This window comes from Ornithinicoccus sp. (assembly GCF_057176825.1).
In genome coordinates this window covers 126,241-141,200 of record NZ_CM169976.1, presented here as the reverse complement: position 1 = coordinate 141,200, position 14,960 = coordinate 126,241, and the positions used below count along the sequence as shown (strand labels likewise).

At 72.4% G+C, this 14,960-nt stretch carries 15 protein-coding genes and 1 pseudogene; 9 read left to right on the top strand and 7 right to left on the bottom strand.

The window, feature by feature from the left end:
• Positions 1-19: 19 nt before the first annotated feature.
• The 3 genes and pseudogenes from AC1QRC_RS00695 (at position 20) to AC1QRC_RS00685 (ending at position 1,656) form a co-directional block, all read left to right on the top strand.
• Positions 20-490 carry a hypothetical protein gene (locus AC1QRC_RS00695; protein ID WP_484204971.1) on the top strand — a complete coding sequence of 157 codons (471 nt, stop codon included), beginning with the start codon at positions 20-22 and terminating at the stop codon, positions 488-490.
• Position 491: 1 nt separating this feature from the next.
• Positions 492-890: pseudogene (locus tag AC1QRC_RS00690) on the top strand (NAD(P)/FAD-dependent oxidoreductase); the annotation flags it as partial.
• Positions 793-1,656 carry an NAD(P)/FAD-dependent oxidoreductase gene (locus AC1QRC_RS00685; RefSeq protein ID WP_484206709.1) on the top strand — a complete coding sequence of 288 codons (864 nt, stop codon included), beginning with the start codon at positions 793-795 and terminating at the stop codon, positions 1,654-1,656. The pseudogene AC1QRC_RS00690 and the gene AC1QRC_RS00685, both read left to right, overlap by 98 nt.
• Before the next feature lie 26 nt (positions 1,657-1,682).
• Here AC1QRC_RS00685 and AC1QRC_RS00680 read toward each other — a convergent pair whose 3' ends face one another.
• Positions 1,683-2,306 (bottom strand): TetR/AcrR family transcriptional regulator, encoded by a 624-nt coding sequence (locus tag AC1QRC_RS00680; RefSeq protein ID WP_484204970.1) that lies wholly within the window; start codon positions 2,304-2,306, stop codon positions 1,683-1,685.
• Positions 2,307-2,412: 106 nt separating this feature from the next.
• Between AC1QRC_RS00680 and AC1QRC_RS00675 the strand changes: the two genes are divergently transcribed.
• Positions 2,413-3,594 carry an acyl-CoA dehydrogenase family protein gene (locus tag AC1QRC_RS00675; protein WP_484204969.1) on the top strand — a complete coding sequence of 394 codons (1,182 nt, stop codon included), beginning with the start codon at positions 2,413-2,415 and terminating at the stop codon, positions 3,592-3,594.
• Positions 3,595-3,606: 12 nt separating this feature from the next.
• Here the strand turns inward: AC1QRC_RS00675 and AC1QRC_RS00670 are convergent, their stop codons facing one another.
• Together AC1QRC_RS00670 and AC1QRC_RS00665 are read right to left on the bottom strand one after the other, a co-directional pair.
• Complete coding sequence (locus AC1QRC_RS00670) at positions 3,607-3,903, bottom strand: hypothetical protein (RefSeq protein WP_484206708.1); 297 nt, start codon at positions 3,901-3,903, stop codon at positions 3,607-3,609.
• 30 nt (positions 3,904-3,933) lie between these two features.
• The gene (locus AC1QRC_RS00665; protein ID WP_484204968.1) at positions 3,934-4,140 is read right to left on the bottom strand and encodes a hypothetical protein; all 207 of its coding nucleotides are present in this window, start codon (positions 4,138-4,140) and stop codon (positions 3,934-3,936) included.
• A 1,010-nt stretch (positions 4,141-5,150) separates the two neighbouring features.
• Between AC1QRC_RS00665 and AC1QRC_RS00660 the strand changes: the two genes are divergently transcribed.
• The 4 genes from AC1QRC_RS00660 to AC1QRC_RS00645 all read left to right on the top strand — a co-directional run bounded on the left by AC1QRC_RS00660 (position 5,151) and on the right by AC1QRC_RS00645 (position 9,231).
• On the top strand, positions 5,151-5,357 hold the full coding sequence (locus tag AC1QRC_RS00660) for a hypothetical protein (protein ID WP_484204967.1): 207 nt from the start codon (positions 5,151-5,153) through the stop codon (positions 5,355-5,357).
• A gap of 40 nt (positions 5,358-5,397) precedes the next feature.
• A complete protein-coding gene (gene amaB / locus AC1QRC_RS00655) occupies positions 5,398-6,996 on the top strand; it encodes an L-piperidine-6-carboxylate dehydrogenase (protein WP_484204966.1) in 1,599 nt (532 codons plus the stop codon).
• Positions 6,997-7,018: 22 nt separating this feature from the next.
• Entirely contained in the window at positions 7,019-7,447 is a 429-nt protein-coding gene (locus AC1QRC_RS00650; RefSeq protein ID WP_484204965.1) for a hypothetical protein, read from the top strand.
• Between the two features lie 506 nt (positions 7,448-7,953).
• The gene (locus AC1QRC_RS00645) at positions 7,954-9,231 is read left to right on the top strand and encodes an alpha-ketoacid dehydrogenase subunit beta (RefSeq protein WP_484204964.1); all 1,278 of its coding nucleotides are present in this window, start codon (positions 7,954-7,956) and stop codon (positions 9,229-9,231) included.
• A 25-nt stretch (positions 9,232-9,256) separates the two neighbouring features.
• Here the strand turns inward: AC1QRC_RS00645 and AC1QRC_RS00640 are convergent, their stop codons facing one another.
• The 4 genes from AC1QRC_RS00640 to AC1QRC_RS00625 all read right to left on the bottom strand — a co-directional run bounded on the left by AC1QRC_RS00640 (position 9,257) and on the right by AC1QRC_RS00625 (position 13,726).
• Positions 9,257-9,769, bottom strand: a complete 513-nt coding sequence (locus tag AC1QRC_RS00640; RefSeq protein ID WP_484204963.1) for a hypothetical protein — start codon at positions 9,767-9,769, stop codon at positions 9,257-9,259.
• A gap of 129 nt (positions 9,770-9,898) precedes the next feature.
• Complete coding sequence (locus tag AC1QRC_RS00635) at positions 9,899-10,876, bottom strand: hypothetical protein (protein WP_484204962.1); 978 nt, start codon at positions 10,874-10,876, stop codon at positions 9,899-9,901.
• Between the two features lie 230 nt (positions 10,877-11,106).
• On the bottom strand, positions 11,107-12,960 hold the full coding sequence (locus tag AC1QRC_RS00630; protein WP_484204961.1) for an AMP-binding protein: 1,854 nt from the start codon (positions 12,958-12,960) through the stop codon (positions 11,107-11,109).
• Positions 12,953-13,726, bottom strand: a complete 774-nt coding sequence (locus AC1QRC_RS00625; protein ID WP_484204960.1) for an IclR family transcriptional regulator — start codon at positions 13,724-13,726, stop codon at positions 12,953-12,955. Before AC1QRC_RS00625 ends, AC1QRC_RS00630 begins: the two co-directional genes overlap by 8 nt.
• A 169-nt stretch (positions 13,727-13,895) precedes the next feature.
• On the opposite strand from AC1QRC_RS00625, the gene AC1QRC_RS00620 reads away from it, so the two are divergent.
• Positions 13,896-14,930, top strand: a complete 1,035-nt coding sequence (locus AC1QRC_RS00620; RefSeq protein ID WP_484204959.1) for an ABC transporter ATP-binding protein — start codon at positions 13,896-13,898, stop codon at positions 14,928-14,930.
• Positions 14,931-14,960 lie beyond the last annotated feature (30 nt).

The window sequence follows — 14,960 nt, the reverse complement described above, 5'->3', positions numbered from 1 at the left end:
CAGGGAGGAGTGGTGAGCCATGGATCCGATCACCACCGGTTCGGCGTCGATCGGGATCATCGCGCGGTGGTTGCGTCCGCAGAAAGCGCGCCGACTGAGGTCGGCGCGGCTGTGCCACGAGGCCTACAGCGAACTGATCGACGACGATTCCCACGACTATGGCCAGCTGTGGGCACGTGTGGCGAACCTGCTCGTGGAACTGAACGACGTGGGCTTCGTGTCGCCGGTCGTCATCGATGACCTTCGCGGTGTGATGACTGTGCTCGACCCCGGTCAGGGGCATACGGATGCCGAGAAGTCAGAGGCGCGCCAGGATCTCGCGCACATCCTCCGTGAGGAGTTCAACAGCGCCACCACGCCGGACCCCGTTACTCGACTCTGGCGGGATCTGCGTCGGCTCAAGTACACCCAGAAAGGCCGGGCACGGTTCCGATCGTCTCGCGCGGTCCCCCGGGAGGTTCCACAGCAGCCCGGCGGGGGCGAAGGCTGAGGTGTCCCGGTCAGACCAGGTCCCCTCCCGCGCGGACGTCGTCGTCATCGGCGGCGGAGTCGTGGGGGTGAGCACGGCCTACCACCTGCTGGAGGCGGGGGTGGGCGACGTCGTCCTGCTCGAGGCGGACGACCTCGGGTCGGGGTCGACCAGCAAGGCGGCGGGAGGGGTGCGGGCGCAGTTCTCCGACGCGCTGAACATCGAGCTCGGGCGGCGCAGCCTGGAGGTGTTCGAGCAGTTCCCGGAGCGGTTCGGCCAGGACATCGACTTCCACCAGGTCGGCTACCTCTTCCTGCTCGACGATCCCGGCGCGGTCGACCTGTTCACCCAGAGCGTCGCCCTCCAGAACTCCCACGGCGTCCCGAGCCGGATGCTGTCCGTCGAGGAGGTGCTGGAGCTCGCGCCGCTGGTCGGCGCCGGACGGGCTGCTGGCGGGGGCGTACTCACCGACCGACGGGCACTGCACCCCGGAGTCGGTCGTCCTCGGGTTCGCCCGCGCGGCCCGCCACCTCGGGGGGCGACTGCTCACCCGCACCCGGGCACACGGCATACGGACCAGTGGCCGCAGCATCACGGGGGTGGTCACCGACCGCGGCACCATCGAGACCGACACCGTGGTCTGCGCGGCGGGCGCCTGGTCGCGCGAGGTCGGCGAGTGGGTCGGGGTCGAGCTGCCGGTGACGCCGCTGCGCCGCCAGATCGTGGTCACCGAGCCGGTCCCGGACCTGCCCGCTCGTATGCCGATGACGCTCGACTTCGCGACGAGCTTCTACTTCCACCGCGAGGGCCCTGGTCTGCTCGTCGGGATGTCCGACCCGGACGAGACCCCCGGCTTCCGGCTGGAGCGCGACGACGCCTGGCTCACCGGGCTGGGCGAGGCCATCGAGCGTCGCGCCCCGCGCCTCATGGAGGTCGGTCTGACCAGCGGCTGGGCGGGCCTGTACGAGATGACCCCGGATCACAACGCCCTGATCGGGCAGGCGCCCGACGTCGACCGGTTCCTCTACGCGACCGGGTTCTCCGGCCACGGCTTCCTGATGGGGCCGGCGGTGGGGGAGGTGCTGCGCGACCTCTGCCTGGGGCGGGAGCCGTATGTCGACACCTCCCCGCTCGATGCCCGCCGGTTCGCGGGGGCCGGGTCCCGCCCGGAGACCCACGTCATCTGACCGGCGGGCCGGCTGAGGTCGGCGGGTCAGCGCGGGGCGTCGGGCTCGGCGGCGAGCCCGGTGATGAGGGCGCCCAGGGCCAACTCGAACGCGTCCTGGTCGATGCGCTCGGCCTGACTGCGGAGGCGGTGTGCCTGGCCCAGGTGCGGGTAGCTGTCGGCGTAGACGCCGGGGTCGTCGGAGAACCCCTCGGCGAAGGGGGTGCAGGCGGCGCCGATGACCAGGAACTTCACGCCCCCGGAGATCTCCGTGGCCCGGCGCGCTGGCCAGCCCGCGGCGATCAGGCCGCCGTGGGCGCGGTTGGCCATCGCCAGGAACTGCGCCCGGTGCTGGGCGCCGGACGCCACCAGCGGCGCGGTGGCCGGGTGCGCCGCGATGGCCGCCCGGTAGGAGCGGGCCCAGGTGCGGATCCCCTCCTGCCACCCCCGGTCGAAGCCGCTGGTGTCGACGTCGGAGACCACCAGGTCCACGACCTCGTCCAGCACGTGCTCCCGCGAGGTGTAGTGCGCGTAGAGGGAGGGGGCGCTGACGCCCAGGGCGCCGGCGAGCCGCCGCATGGAGAAGCTCTCCAGGCCCTCGGTGTCGATGAGGTGAAGGGCGGTGTCGCGGATGCGCGGGCGGCTCAGCAGGGGGGAGCTCGGTCGGGCCACGGTCCACCTTTCCACGCGGGGCGACGGGCGTCGCGGTCTGTTGTCCCATTAACCTTACAGTGTTAGATTCAGGGTTAGCCCGATCGCCGTCTCGCAGGGAGTTCCCATGGCCAGCACGACCACGCCCACCTCGCCCCTCGGTCTCTTCGCCACCGATCAGCTGCTCAGCGAGGAGGACCTGGCCATCCGCGACACCGTGCGCCGCTTCGTCACCGACCAGATCCGGCCGCACATCGCCGACTGGTATGAGGAGGGGACCGTCCCGGTGCGCGAGCTGGCCCCCGAGCTGGGGCGCCTGGGCGTGCTCGGCATGCACCTGGAGGGCTACGACTGCGCGGGGACGACGGCCACGGCATACGGACTGGCCTGTCTGGAGCTGGAGGCGGGCGACTCGGGGCTGCGCTCGCTGGTGAGCGTGCAGGGGTCGCTGGCCATGTTCGCGATCTGGAAGCACGGGTCGGAGGAGCAGAAGCAGGAGTGGCTGCCCCGCATGGCCAAGGGGGAGGCGATCGGGTGCTTCGGCCTGACCGAGCCCGACTTCGGCTCCAACCCCGGGGGGATGCGCACCCGCGCCACCCGCGACGGGCAGGACTGGGTCCTCACCGGCAACAAGATGTGGATCACCAACGGCTCCGTCGCCGACGTCGCGGTCGTGTGGGCGCAGACCGACGACGGGGTGCGGGGCTTCGTGGTGCCGACGGACACCCCCGGGTTCTCGGCGCCGGAGGTGAAGAAGAAGCTGTCGCTGCGCGCGTCGGTCACCAGCGAGCTGGTGCTGGACAACGTGCGCCTGCCGGACTCGGCGATGCTGCCCGGGGCCAAGGGGCTGTCCGGCCCCCTGTCCTGTCTCAACGAGGCCCGCTTCGGCATCGTCTTCGGCTCCCTGGGTGCGGCCCGCGACTGCCTGGACACCGCCATCACCTACGCCCGGGAGCGGGAGATCTTCGACCGGCCGCTGGCCGCCTACCAGCTCACCCAGGCCAAGCTCGCCGACATGAGCCTGGAGCTGGGCAAGGGGATGCTGCTGGCGCTGCACCTGGGGCGCCTGAAGGACGAGGGTACGCTCACGCCGCACCAGATCAGCCTCGGCAAGCTCAACAACGTCCGGGAGGCGATCGCCATCGCCCGGGAGACGCGCACCATCCTGGGTGCGGCCGGCATCACGCTGGAGTACCCGATCATGCGGCACGCCAACAACCTGGAGTCGGTCCTCACCTACGAGGGCACCTCGGAGGTCCACCAGCTGGTCATCGGCCAGGCGCTGACCGGGGAGTCCGCCTTCCGCTGAGGCGGCGACCGGTCACGACGTGGCCGCGAGGTGGCTGCGGAACCAGGCGAGGGCGTTGCGGTGCTGGGTCAGGCCGTAGTCCAGCGTCGCGAGCTGGTGGGTGGCGACGTCCTCCAGCCCCTCGGGGGCCTCGAAGGTGGCGAGTTGTGCGCTGAGGCGCTCCAACCCGGCCAGGTCGTCCTCGATGCGGGCGATGATGGATCGGAGCACGTCGCGGGCGCCGGTCGGCCGGGAGCCAGGCCCAGGAAGAACAGGCGGGGTAGCCCGGCCGCCTCGGCGTCGGACCCGGTCACGGGCCCGGTCATCCAGGTCGTGGAACTCGCGCGCGCCCGGCCTCGGTCACCTGATAGACCTTGCGGCCGCGGGCGCCCGGCTCGGCGGCCGCGACCTCGATCGAGCCCCTGCTCGGAGCAGCCGGTCCAGGGCGCGCTTGATGCTGCCGGAGCTGGCGCTGTAGAAGAGCGAGACGCCCGCCTCGAAGCTCTTGATCAGGTCGTAGAGGCTCTGCGGTGCGATGAGCAGCAGCCCGAGGATCACGTGCGCCATGACCCCGAGCCTAGAGCCCTTGACTCTCATAGACATGTCTACTAGACATATCTATGAGAGATATGACGGCGAGAGGCTGATCCATGAGCACGACGCAAGGCACGACCGGCGCGGGCAGTCGCGCAGGCTCGAGCAGCTGCGCTGGACCGGCTCGACACGACGGCGGGCACCGCGCGGCTGCCGCGCGCCGCAGGTGCTCGTGCAGCGCGCCCGGCGTGGTAGTTCGAGCACGGTGCACGCTGGAGCGGCCGTTCCACGCGCGCCAGCGTCGGCAAGGTGATGACGGCGACGCTCATCGCGCATGCTGGTCGAGGCAGGGCCGGCTGCGCGTTCGACACACCGCTCGGGCGCGGTGCTGCCGGCGGCCGACGTCGACGGGCCTGCCCGGCAGCCGACGGCGTCGACGTCGCCACGGGACGTCACGGTCGAGCACCTGCTCACCCACACCAGCGGGCTGCCCGGACTACTTCGAGCCGCCCCGGGGTCAGCGACACGGCCGCCTCGGTCGCGGACCGCCGCCGAGCGATCCCGGACCGACGGTGGACCCCGGCCGACGCTGCTCGACGAGGTGCAGCCGGACTGCCGGCCGTCGGGCGCCCGGGGGAGCGGTTCCGTCTACTCCGACACGGCATTGCGTGCTGCTCGGCCGGATCGCCGAGGAGGTGGCCGGGGAGCCGTTCAGCGACGCTGCTGCGCAGCCCGGATCTTCGAGCCCGCCGGGATGGAGCGCAGCCTCCACGCCCTACGACGCGACGCTCGGTCCCGCGCGACCTCGCCGAGTCTCGACGTCGAGCCGTTCTGGATCGGCGCGGCCACGAGCTCAGCGCGCGCACTCAGCGTGAGCCTGGACTGGGCGGGCGGCGGCATCGTCGGCGCCGCCGCGCGGACTTCGTCGCGCTTCCAGCAGGCGCTGCACGGCGGGCGCGCTCGTCTCACCCGAGACGCTGCGCGCCTGGATGGCGCGCCGCGGCACCGGTTCCGCCGCGGCATCCACTACGGCGCCGGGACCGATGACGCTCCGGTTCGGCGAGTTCACGCCACCGCTCTTCCGCGGGCCTGCCGCGAGCCCGTCGGGGGCCTCGGCGTACTTCGCCACGCACATGTTCTCCTACCCCGCAGCAGGACGCCCACGTGGTGCTCAACTTCCACGCGCTACCGCTGCGATGAACCTGAGCTTCCGGGTGCACCTGCAGCTGGCCCGGATGCTCGCCGGCTGAGCCCGACCCCCGGGCGCGACCTCGCGTGCCCGGAGGCATCATGGGACGTGGTGCAGCCGCCGACGACGAGGAGCACGCCGTGACCACGGACCCGACCCAGCCCACCGCCCAGCGACCCGGACTGCCGGAGACCACGGACCTGGCCGCCCGGGCCCGCGCCGCCCTGCAGGCCTGCGGGGTCGACGACACCGCGCTGGGGGGCGAGCAGTCGGCCACGACCCCGATCACCGGCGGCGAGCTGGCCCGGGTCTCCTGGGCAGGTGCCGCCGACGTCGACGCCGCCGTGCAGCGGGCGGTGGGGGCCTTCGCGACCTGGCGCACTACGCCGGCCCCGGTGCGCGGGGCCCTGGTCAAGCGACTGGGCGAGCTGCTCACCGAGCACAAGGACGACCTGGCCGTGCTGGTCAGCCTGGAGGCGGGCAAGACCACCTCGGAGGCCCGCGGCGAGGTGCAGGAGATGATCGACATCTGCGACCTGGCGGTCGGGATGTCGCGCCAGCTCTACGGGCGCACCATGCCCTCCGAGCGTCCCGGCCACCGGCTGATGGAGACCTGGCACCCGCTCGGCGTCGTCGGGGTGATCTCCGCGTTCAACTTCCCGGTCGCCGTCTGGTCCTGGAACACCGCGGTCGCCCTGGTCTGCGGCGACCCGGTCATCTGGAAGCCCTCGGAGGCCACCCCGCTGTCCTCCCTCGGCGCCGCCGCGCTGCTGGACCGCGCGATCGCCGACACCGGCGCTCCGGAGCACGTCAGCCAGCTCCTGCTGGGGGGCCGCGACGTCGGCGAGGCCCTCGTCGACCACCCCGACGTGGCGCTGCTGTCCGCCACCGGCTCCACCCGGATGGGTCGCGAGGTCGCGCCGCGGGTCGCCGGCAGGTTCGGTCGCTACCTGCTGGAGCTCGGGGGCAACAACGCCGCCATCGTCGCGCCCTCGGCCGACCTCGACCTGGCGGTGCGCGGCATCGTCTTCGCCGCCGCCGGGACCGCCGGGCAGCGCTGCACCACGATGCGCCGCGTCATCGCGCACACTTCCGTGGCCGACGAGCTGGTCGAGCGGGTCGCCGCCGCCTACCGCACGCTCGCGATCGGCGACCCGACCACAGGCGGGGTCCTCGTGGGACCGCTCATCGGCTCCACGGCATACGAGCACATGGCCGCCGCCCTCGCCGCCGCGGTCGAGCAGGGCGGGGAGGTCGTATGCGGAGGGGCGCGGGTGCTGGGCGACGTCGCCCCGGACGCGTACTACGTCGAGCCGGCCGTGGTCCGGATGCCGGGGCAGAGTGACATCGTGCGCCAGGAGACCTTCGCCCCGATCGTCTACGTGCTGACCTACGACGAGCTCGACGAGGCGGTCGCGCTGCACAACGCGGTGCCGCATGGGCTGTCCTCGAGCATCTTCACCGGTGACCAGGGCGAGGCCGAGCGGTTCCTCGCCGCCGACGGCTCCGACTGCGGCATCAGCAACGTCAACATCGGCACGTCCGGCGCCGAGATCGGTGGCGCCTTCGGTGGCGAGAAGGAGACCGGCGGCGGGCGCGAGTCGGGGTCCGATGCGTGGAAGGCCTACATGCGGCGGGCGACCAACACGGTGAACTACTCCGGGGAGCTCCCCCTGGCGCAGGGCGTCGAGTTCGCGTGATCGTCGAACTTCCGTGATCCCGGTGCACGAGCAGCTGGACCGCCACGTCCGGGACCGGCTGGGCGACCTGGCGCGCGGTGCCGGTGCGGGGGAGGCAGCGCTGCCCGAGGGGCTCGCGGCGCAGGACGCGCTCGGGTTGCTCGACTCCCAGCTGGCGAGCCGGCACCTGGACCTGGCCGCACGGTGGCTGCGTGCCCGGGGCCGGGGCTACTACACGATCGGCTCCGCCGGGCACGAGGGCAACGCCGCCGTGGCCGCGGCGCTGCGGGGCGACGACCCGGCGCTGCTGCACTACCGGTCGGGCGCCTTCTACCTGGAGCGGGCCCGGCGTGCTGCGGCTCGGACGGGTCGATGCGGGATCGTCGCGTCCTGCTGGGCCTCGTCGCGGCGGCCGAGGAGCCGATCTCGGGCGGGCGGCACAAGGTCTTCGGCCGGCACGAGCTGGCCGTGATCCCGCAGACCTCGACCATCGCCTCACACCTGCCACGGGCCGTGGGGGTGGCCTTCGCGATCGGCCGCGCCGCCCGGCTGGGTGCCGACTAGCCCCTGGCCCGCCGACGCGGTCGCCGTGTGCAGCCTGGGCGACGCCTCGGTCAACCACTCCACCGCGACCGGCGCGATCAACGCGGCGGTGCAGGTCGGCTACCGCGGGCTGCCGATGCCGCTGCTCCTCGTGTGCGAGGACAACGGGCTCGGGCATCAGCGTGCCGACGCCCGACGGGTGGGTCGCCCACACCTTTGCCGATCGCCCGGGCCTGCCCTACTTCGCCGCGGACGGCTCGGACCTGGCGCAGACGTGGACGGTAGCCCGGGAAGCCGCGGAGTTCGTCCGCGAGCAGCGTCGCCCCGCTTTCCTGCACCTGCGCACGGTCCGGCTGATGGGGCCACGCCGGGACCGACCTGGAGTCGGCCTACCGTCGCCCGGCACACCTCCAGGCCGACCTGGCGCGCGACCCGTTGCTCGGCACGGCGCGACTCCTGGTCGGCGCCGGGGTGCTGTCGCCGGCGGAGATCCTGCAGCGCTACGAGGTCACTGGCGAGCGGGTGCGGACCACGCTGCTGGAGGCCGCAGATCGGCCAGAGCTCGCGACCGCCGAGGCGGTCATGGCTCCGCTCGCCCCCCGGCGTCCGGACGCCGTCGCCGCCGAGGTCGCCCGGCTGGCCGAGCGCGTCGCTGCTGGTCAGGACGCCGCAGCGGACCGGGACGCCCCGTCGCTCACCCTCGCCCAGACCATCAACCGCTCCCTGCGAGATGTGCTGACGGCATACGACAACACCCTCGTCTTCGGGGAGGACGTGGGCGTCAAGGGCGGTGTCTACGGGGTGACCAAGGGGCTGGCCAGGCAGTTCGGGGCGGCCCGCGTCTTCGACACCTTGCTCGATGAGCAGACCATCCTCGGGCTGGCGCTGGGTGCGGGCGTGAGCGGGCTGCTGCCGATCCCGGAGATCCAGTACCTCGCCTACCTACACAACGCCGAGGACCAGCTGCGCGGCGAGGCGGCGACGCTGCCGTTCTTCTCCGCGGGGCAGTTCCGCAACCCGATGGTGGTGCGCGTTGCCGGCTATGGCTACCAGAAGGGGTTCGGCGGGCACTTCCACAACGACAACGCCGTCGGCGTGCTGCGCGACGTGCCGGGCCTGGTCATCGCCTCGCCCTCGCGGCCTGACGATGCCGCGGCGATGCTGCGCACCTGCGTCGCCGCGGCACAGGTGGACGGGACGGTCAGCGTGTTCCTGGAGCCGATCGCGCTCTACCACTCCACCGACCTGTATGCCGAGGGGGACGGCGCGTGGACCTCCCCCTGGGTGGGGCCGTCGGGGTGGGCCGAGCAGCATGTGCCGATCGGGCGGGGGCGCGTGCACGGCGACGGGACGGACCTGACGATCGTGACGTTCGGCAACGGGGTGCCGATGAGCCTGCGCGTGGCCCAGCGGCTGGGTGCCGAGGGTGTCGGTGTGCGGGTGCTCGACCTGCGTTGGCTCGCGCCGCTGCCGGTCGAGGACCTGGTCGCGGCGGCCACCGCCACGGGGCGGGTACTGGTGGTGGACGAGACCCGGGAGAGTGGCGGTGTGTCCGAGGGCGTGCTGGCCGCGCTCGTGGACGCCGGCTACTCAGGGCACCTGGCGCGGGTCGCCGCGAAGGACAGCTTCATCCCGCTCGGTGACGCGGCCACCCTGGTGCTGGTCAGCGAGGATGAGGTCGATGCTGCGGCTCGGGCGTTGCTGGCTCGGTGATCGCTGCGCCTCGCGTCGGGTCGGGTCAGCGTGTCGTCGACTCGTCGTCAGGTGGGAACAGGAGCGCGAACCCGTCTGCCGGGCACTGCTGAGCCTCCTCGGGAAGGATCACCAACGCCGGATCAGCCCACATCCCTGCCCGATCAATCTCGTCGCCGACCGCCAAGCTCTCACCGTCTGGGAGCGTCGCCTCGCCGTCGACCAGGTCGCTGCCATGGGGCAGCACCATGGTCCAGGCGTGGTCACCTTCGTCGACGAGGACGAGGCAACCGCTGTCCGAGACCGCAACCGATCCCGACACGGCACTGGCATGCCTGCCGTCCGAGGGGTCGGGAGCATGCCGCCGAACGAGTGCGCTCGGGTCGCTGCCGATCACGTCAACGGCCTGTGCCTCGTCACCCGCGCTGTCCGGTGAGGTGTCGTCGGTCGTCGCTGCCGGTGGTTCGTCGGCGCTGACGTCGTCTGGCCCCTCGTCTGAGCACCCGGCGACTGCGAGCGTGAGGGCTGCTATCGCTGCCACGCTTCTCTGAGCACTCATCGTCGTCCCTCCGAGAGGGTGTCGGTCAGAAGAAAGCTAGCACCGGGGGGCGCACTGCTAGCCCGTGCGGCCGACTCGTCACCGTTGTGAGGGCGGCTACCAGTCGGACACACCGGCTACCAGTGAGGGTCAGGCGGTCCGACGCTGGCGCGAGGGGTCGGCTTGTCGCGCGGCCGCGAGGATCCGTGCCTTGATGCGCTCTGGCCGGCTCAGGTCGGGGTGGTCGAGCCGGACGAGTCCGTACCCGAGATCGCGGATCGCCGACTCCCGATGCTTCTCGGAAAGGACGGACTCGACAGAGGCCGAGCTGTCCGGGTTCACGTACTTGATCCGGCCGTCGACCTCGATGACGACGCCGAGCTCCTCGATGAGCATGTCGACACGGGCCACGAACTCGCCCTGTTCGGTGTACAGCACCACCTGCAGCGTCACCCGGAAGCCCAACGCCTCGACCGTCAATCGGGCCTGGCTCTCCAGGGCCGACTCCGCCTTGCCGTTGGCCGCGCGCACCACTCTGCTCATCAGGCGGAGACCGGGGCGCCGCTCCATGACGGCCAGCAGTGCGTGACACTCCTCCGGGGTCGCGACCTGCGTGTGCAGTGCTGCGTCGAGGGTGACCACGCCGGCAACGAAGCCGTGGAGTGCCGCAACGCCGAGAGCAGCGACAGCGGGGGTGACGACGAGCGGATCGCTCTCTGGGTGGAGCCAATCCCCCGTGTCGGGGTAGGTCCTGTGCAGGGAGTAGCCCTGCCGGGTGCGGCCTCGCCCCGGCCCGAGCCGGCACAGGTGGATGCGGCGCCCGGGGCGGTGTAGCAGGGGCAGGTCATGCAACGCCGCAGCGGAGGTGTGGCTGATGGCGACGTGCTCACCCAGCAGCAGCGTCAGGGCCGTGGCCCGAAGGGCGTGCTGCTGCTCGGGCGTGGCGCAGGACTCCCACCTGGCACGGCTCGTCATGGTGCCGTCCACGAGGCGCACCAGGTGGCCCCCGGCGACCAGCGAGGAAATGTCGTGTTTGCTGGCGCCCGCCCGCCGGGCATCCGCCAGGGTCAGCACGTCGTGGTTGGCGCGTGCGACCAGGCGTTGGGCGAACAGCGCGGCATCGTCCATGACTGACAGCATGCGGTGCCACAGCCCTCGTCGGAGCGGCGCGGCGGAATCTGTGGATAACTCCCGGTCGCCGACGGACTCCGACCTTCACTGGTACCCGGTATGGCTGACTCGTACCCGCCGTCAGAGCGGTGACGAGTCGGCCACAGCGGGTAGGAGTGGCCGCGGGGACGGATGGACGCCTCGACCGGTGCGGAGCAGCCCCGGTCGACCTCGCGCCTGGCTGTGGCCTACTGCCCGGCTGCCGCCAGGATCTGCTCCCACGTGACCTGCCGGGGAGCTCCGGCCCGGTCGGGGGTGGCGAGCGTGCCGATGGCGTGGGCCCGTTCGGTGCGGCCCAGCTCATCGCCGAAGCGGTCGACGACGAGCACCGCGCGGGGGCGGGCGAGGCCGCCCATCACCTCGCGGACCGCGTCCATCAGTTCGACGGCCACGGCGTCCAGGTCCGGCTCGGGACCGGCCTCGTCGGCCAGGGCCACGGCGGCGACCAGGGAGCGGCCGAGCTCGGGGTCCTTGCGCCAGGTCACCTCGGCCTGCGCGACGTAGGGGTGCTCGGCGAGCACCTCCCGGACCTCCCGGAGCGAGACGAGTTGCCCCGAGATGGAGACCACGTCGTCGGTCCGGCCCAGGAAGGCGACCGTGCCGTCGGGCCGGCGCACGGCCAGGTCGCCGGTGGAGTAGCTCCCCGGGTGCCGGGTCCAGTGCGACTCGGCGACCGCGGCCTGCGAGCCCTCGACCCCGACCATCGTCCCGGCCCACGGCAGGCGCAGCACGACCTCGCCGATCTCGCCGTCGGGCACCGGGACGCCGTCCTGGTCGACGATGGTGAGCCCGCTGTCGGGCAGCGCGTCTGCCCCGGACCCGCCCGCATCCAGACCGGTCACCCGCACGATGCCGCCCAGCTCCAGCTGCCCCCAGGCGTCGGCCACGTCGAGGTCACCGGAGCCGAAGGCGTCGGCGAGCCAGGCTGCCAGTTCCTCCTCGACGGGCTCCCCGGCCGTGACGACCCGCCGCAGCGACGGGATCGCCGAGACCTCCGGCAGCTCGCGGGCCCAGCCGCGGACGGTGCGCACCACCGAGGGACTGCTCACCATCGTCTCGACCCGGTAGCGGGCGATGATGTCCCAGGCCCGGGTGTGGGTCGGCACGTCGAGCGTGCCCTCGTACATCACCGCGGTGTCGCCGAAGGCCAACGGGCCGTAGATCCCGTGGATCTGGGTCACCGCCCACGCGATGTCGCCGGCGCACCAGAACGCGCCGCCGGTGCGCAGCCGGCGGTGCACCGCCAGGGCGCCGGCCAGCATGGTCGCGGTCCCGTGCACGATGGACACGGGGTGGCCACCCTTGTTGGCCAGCGGGATCGTGGCGATCGGGTGGTCGGCGGGCAGCGACACGGGCGCGGCCGGGTCCCCGGTGCGCCCACCCGAGGTCGCCCCGGACCCGGGTCCGGGGCGGCTCGCCGCGACCAGGTCGTGATACCACCGGTCGCCCTCGAACCACGCGACGTCCATCCCCGTGCGCCGCACCACGATCGTGTGCTCGACGGACCCACCGGCCAGCAGCGCCTCGTCGGCGCGGGCCTTCAGCGGGAGCACGGTGCCGTGCCGCCACGCGCCGTCCTGGGTGAACAGCACCTTCAGGTCCAGCAGCTCCAGCCGGTCGGCGAGCGGCTCGACCGGCAGCGGCGCCGGGAGCACGGTGTGGACCGCGCCGATCCGGGCACAGGCCAGCATCGCCACGACGGTCTCGGGCAGCCAGCCGAGGTGCAGGCCGACCCGGTCGCCGGGCCCGACGCCCATGCCGCGCAGCGCCCGGGCGAGCGTGGCCACCTGGTCGTGCACCTCGGCATACGTCATTGACCGGCGGTCGCCGGGCTCCCCCTCCCAGTGCAGCGCCACCTGGTCGCCGCGGTCGGGCAAGTGCCGGTCCAGGCAGTTGACCGAGAGGTTGAGGGTGCCGCCGGCGAACCAGTGGCCCGAGCGGGGGCCGGGCTGCCAGAGGTCGGTGTATGCCGTGTCGAAGGTGATCAGGTCGGCGACGCCCGCCCACGCGGCGGGGGGAGTGGTGCCCAGCGATTCAGGCATGGCCCAGCGTCCTCCCCGCGGCGCGTGCCGCCCGGCCCAGGTGGGCGGCGACCCGCGCGACCCGGTCGTGGTCCAGCGCGTCGTCGATGTTCGCGGCGAGCGCCGCCACGGCGGTGCCCTGCCCGTCGACGACGGCGACGGCGACCTCGGCCGGCAGGGTCGGGTCGTCGGGCTCGAGGACCAGGTGGTCCGCGGTGGCCCAGTCCTGACGGGCGCCGTCGGCCTCCGCGGCCTCGCGGTCGACCGGCTCGGCCCGGTCCAGGGCGCGCAGCCACCCGTCATGGTCCGCCCGGGCCGCGAGCAGCCGACCGCCGGCGCAGGAGAGGGCCGGTCCGACCCGGTGGGTGTCCCGGTAAGGGCCGCGGTCGGTGCCGTCCACCCGGTCGACATAGACGACCTCCCCGTGGACGAGGGTCTCGACGTGGACGGTGCTGCCGAGCTGGTCGCGCAGCTGCGACAGGTAGGGGCCAAGAGCGCCCAGGAGTGGCAGCCGCGACAGGTAGTGGTTGGACAGCCGGGTCAGCTCCGGCCCCAGCCCGTAGCGCGACGAGCGTGGGTCCTGCACCACGAGGTCCGCGAGCACCAGGGAGCGCAGCAGCCGGTGCACCGTCGGGATCGACATCTGGGACCGCTCGGCCAGGTCCGTGAGCTGCTGGTATGCCGGCCCCTCACCCAGTAGCTCCAGCAGCCGCACCGCGTTGCGTACCGTCCCCAGGCCCCCGCGTCCCCCGCTGGGGCCGGGCTCGGCGAGTTCGTTCGTCGTCATGCCGCGGCCTCCTCTCGTCCGTCTCATAGTGCCCTACCGATTCCGGCAGCCGGTAGTGGGTACGCAGATGTGCTCGTAACTTTCCGATCACAGTGCTTGTCTTTCAGATAGTGAAAATGTAGCGTCAGGTCCGCCAGGCTTCACCGTCGAAACCCCTCAGGAGTGGCCCGTGCTCACCAGGGCGTACCAGCACTCGCTGCGCGGCAGTCACCTGCCGGCTGGCGAGACGCTGCTGGAAGTCGATGCCATCTCGTTGCGGTTCGGCGGGGTCAAGGCGCTGCGGGACATCTCCTTCACGGTGACCGAGGGGCACGTGCACGCCGTCATCGGGCCGAACGGCGCTGGCAAGTCCTCGCTGCTCAACTGCATCAGCGGGCTCTACCACCCGCAGGAGGGCCAGATCCGGTTGCACTCGGCGCGGCCCGCCGCCGACGGGACCCCGGGAGAGACGCGCACGCACCGGCTGACCAGCCTGCCGCCATACAAGATCGCCCGCCTGGGTGTGGCGCGGTCCTTCCAGAACATCGAGCTCTTCCACGGCCTCACCGTGCTGGAGAACCTCATGCTCGGCCGACACATCCACATGAAGCACAGCGTGCTGAAGTCGATGCTCTGGCTCGGCCCGGCCCGGCGGCAGGAGATCGAGCACCGGCGGCTGGTCGAGGAGGTCATCGACCTGCTGCAGCTCCAGGCGTTCCGCGGCAAGCCCGTCGGCTCGCTGGCCTACGGCATCCAGAAGCGGGTGGAGCTCGGGCGGGCACTGTGCCTGCAGCCGGCGCTGTTGCTGCTGGATGAGCCGATGGCCGGGATGAACGCCGAGGAGAAGGAGGACATGGCGCGCTACATCCTGGATGTGCACGAGCTCGCCGGTGTCTCCGTGGTCCTGATCGAGCACGACATGAACGTGGTGATGGACATCTCCGACCGGGTCAGCGTGCTCGACTTCGGGGCGCTCATCGCCGACGGGACCCCCGACGAGGTCAAGGCCGACCCGGCCGTCATCGAGGCCTACCTGGGTGCCGAGGAGGAGGACGCCGAGGTGCAGGAGGCCCTGGCCAAGATGGAGGAGCAGATCGAGGCCGAGCACGCGCACGACGAGGAGGCGCGGGCCGAGCAGGAGGCCTCCGAGCGGCGCCAGGCGGAGCTGATCGAGGGCGGGGAGTCGCTCGAGGGCGGGGAGCGGGAGGAGGGCGACCGTGGCTGAGCAGGAGCAAACCCGCTACGAAAATGCGGG

Bases quoted from the DNA above. Each gene is read 5' to 3' on its own strand.
- AC1QRC_RS00635 (WP_484204962.1), bottom strand. From the start codon at position 10,876: ATGGACGATGCCGCGCTGTTCGCCCAACGCCTGGTCGCACGCGCCAAC.
- amaB (WP_484204966.1), top strand. From the start codon at position 5,398: ATGGGACGTGGTGCAGCCGCCGACGACGAGGAGCACGCCGTGACCACG.
- AC1QRC_RS00630 (WP_484204961.1), bottom strand. From the start codon at position 12,960: ATGCCTGAATCGCTGGGCACCACTCCCCCCGCCGCGTGGGCGGGCGTC.
- AC1QRC_RS00625 (WP_484204960.1), bottom strand. From the start codon at position 13,726: ATGACGACGAACGAACTCGCCGAGCCCGGCCCCAGCGGGGGACGCGGG.
- AC1QRC_RS00640 (WP_484204963.1), bottom strand. From the start codon at position 9,769: ATGAGTGCTCAGAGAAGCGTGGCAGCGATAGCAGCCCTCACGCTCGCA.
- AC1QRC_RS00665 (WP_484204968.1), bottom strand. From the start codon at position 4,140: ATGGCGCACGTGATCCTCGGGCTGCTGCTCATCGCACCGCAGAGCCTC.
- AC1QRC_RS00695 (WP_484204971.1), top strand. From the start codon at position 20: ATGGATCCGATCACCACCGGTTCGGCGTCGATCGGGATCATCGCGCGG.
- AC1QRC_RS00660 (WP_484204967.1), top strand. From the start codon at position 5,151: ATGACGCTCCGGTTCGGCGAGTTCACGCCACCGCTCTTCCGCGGGCCT.
- AC1QRC_RS00675 (WP_484204969.1), top strand. From the start codon at position 2,413: ATGGCCAGCACGACCACGCCCACCTCGCCCCTCGGTCTCTTCGCCACC.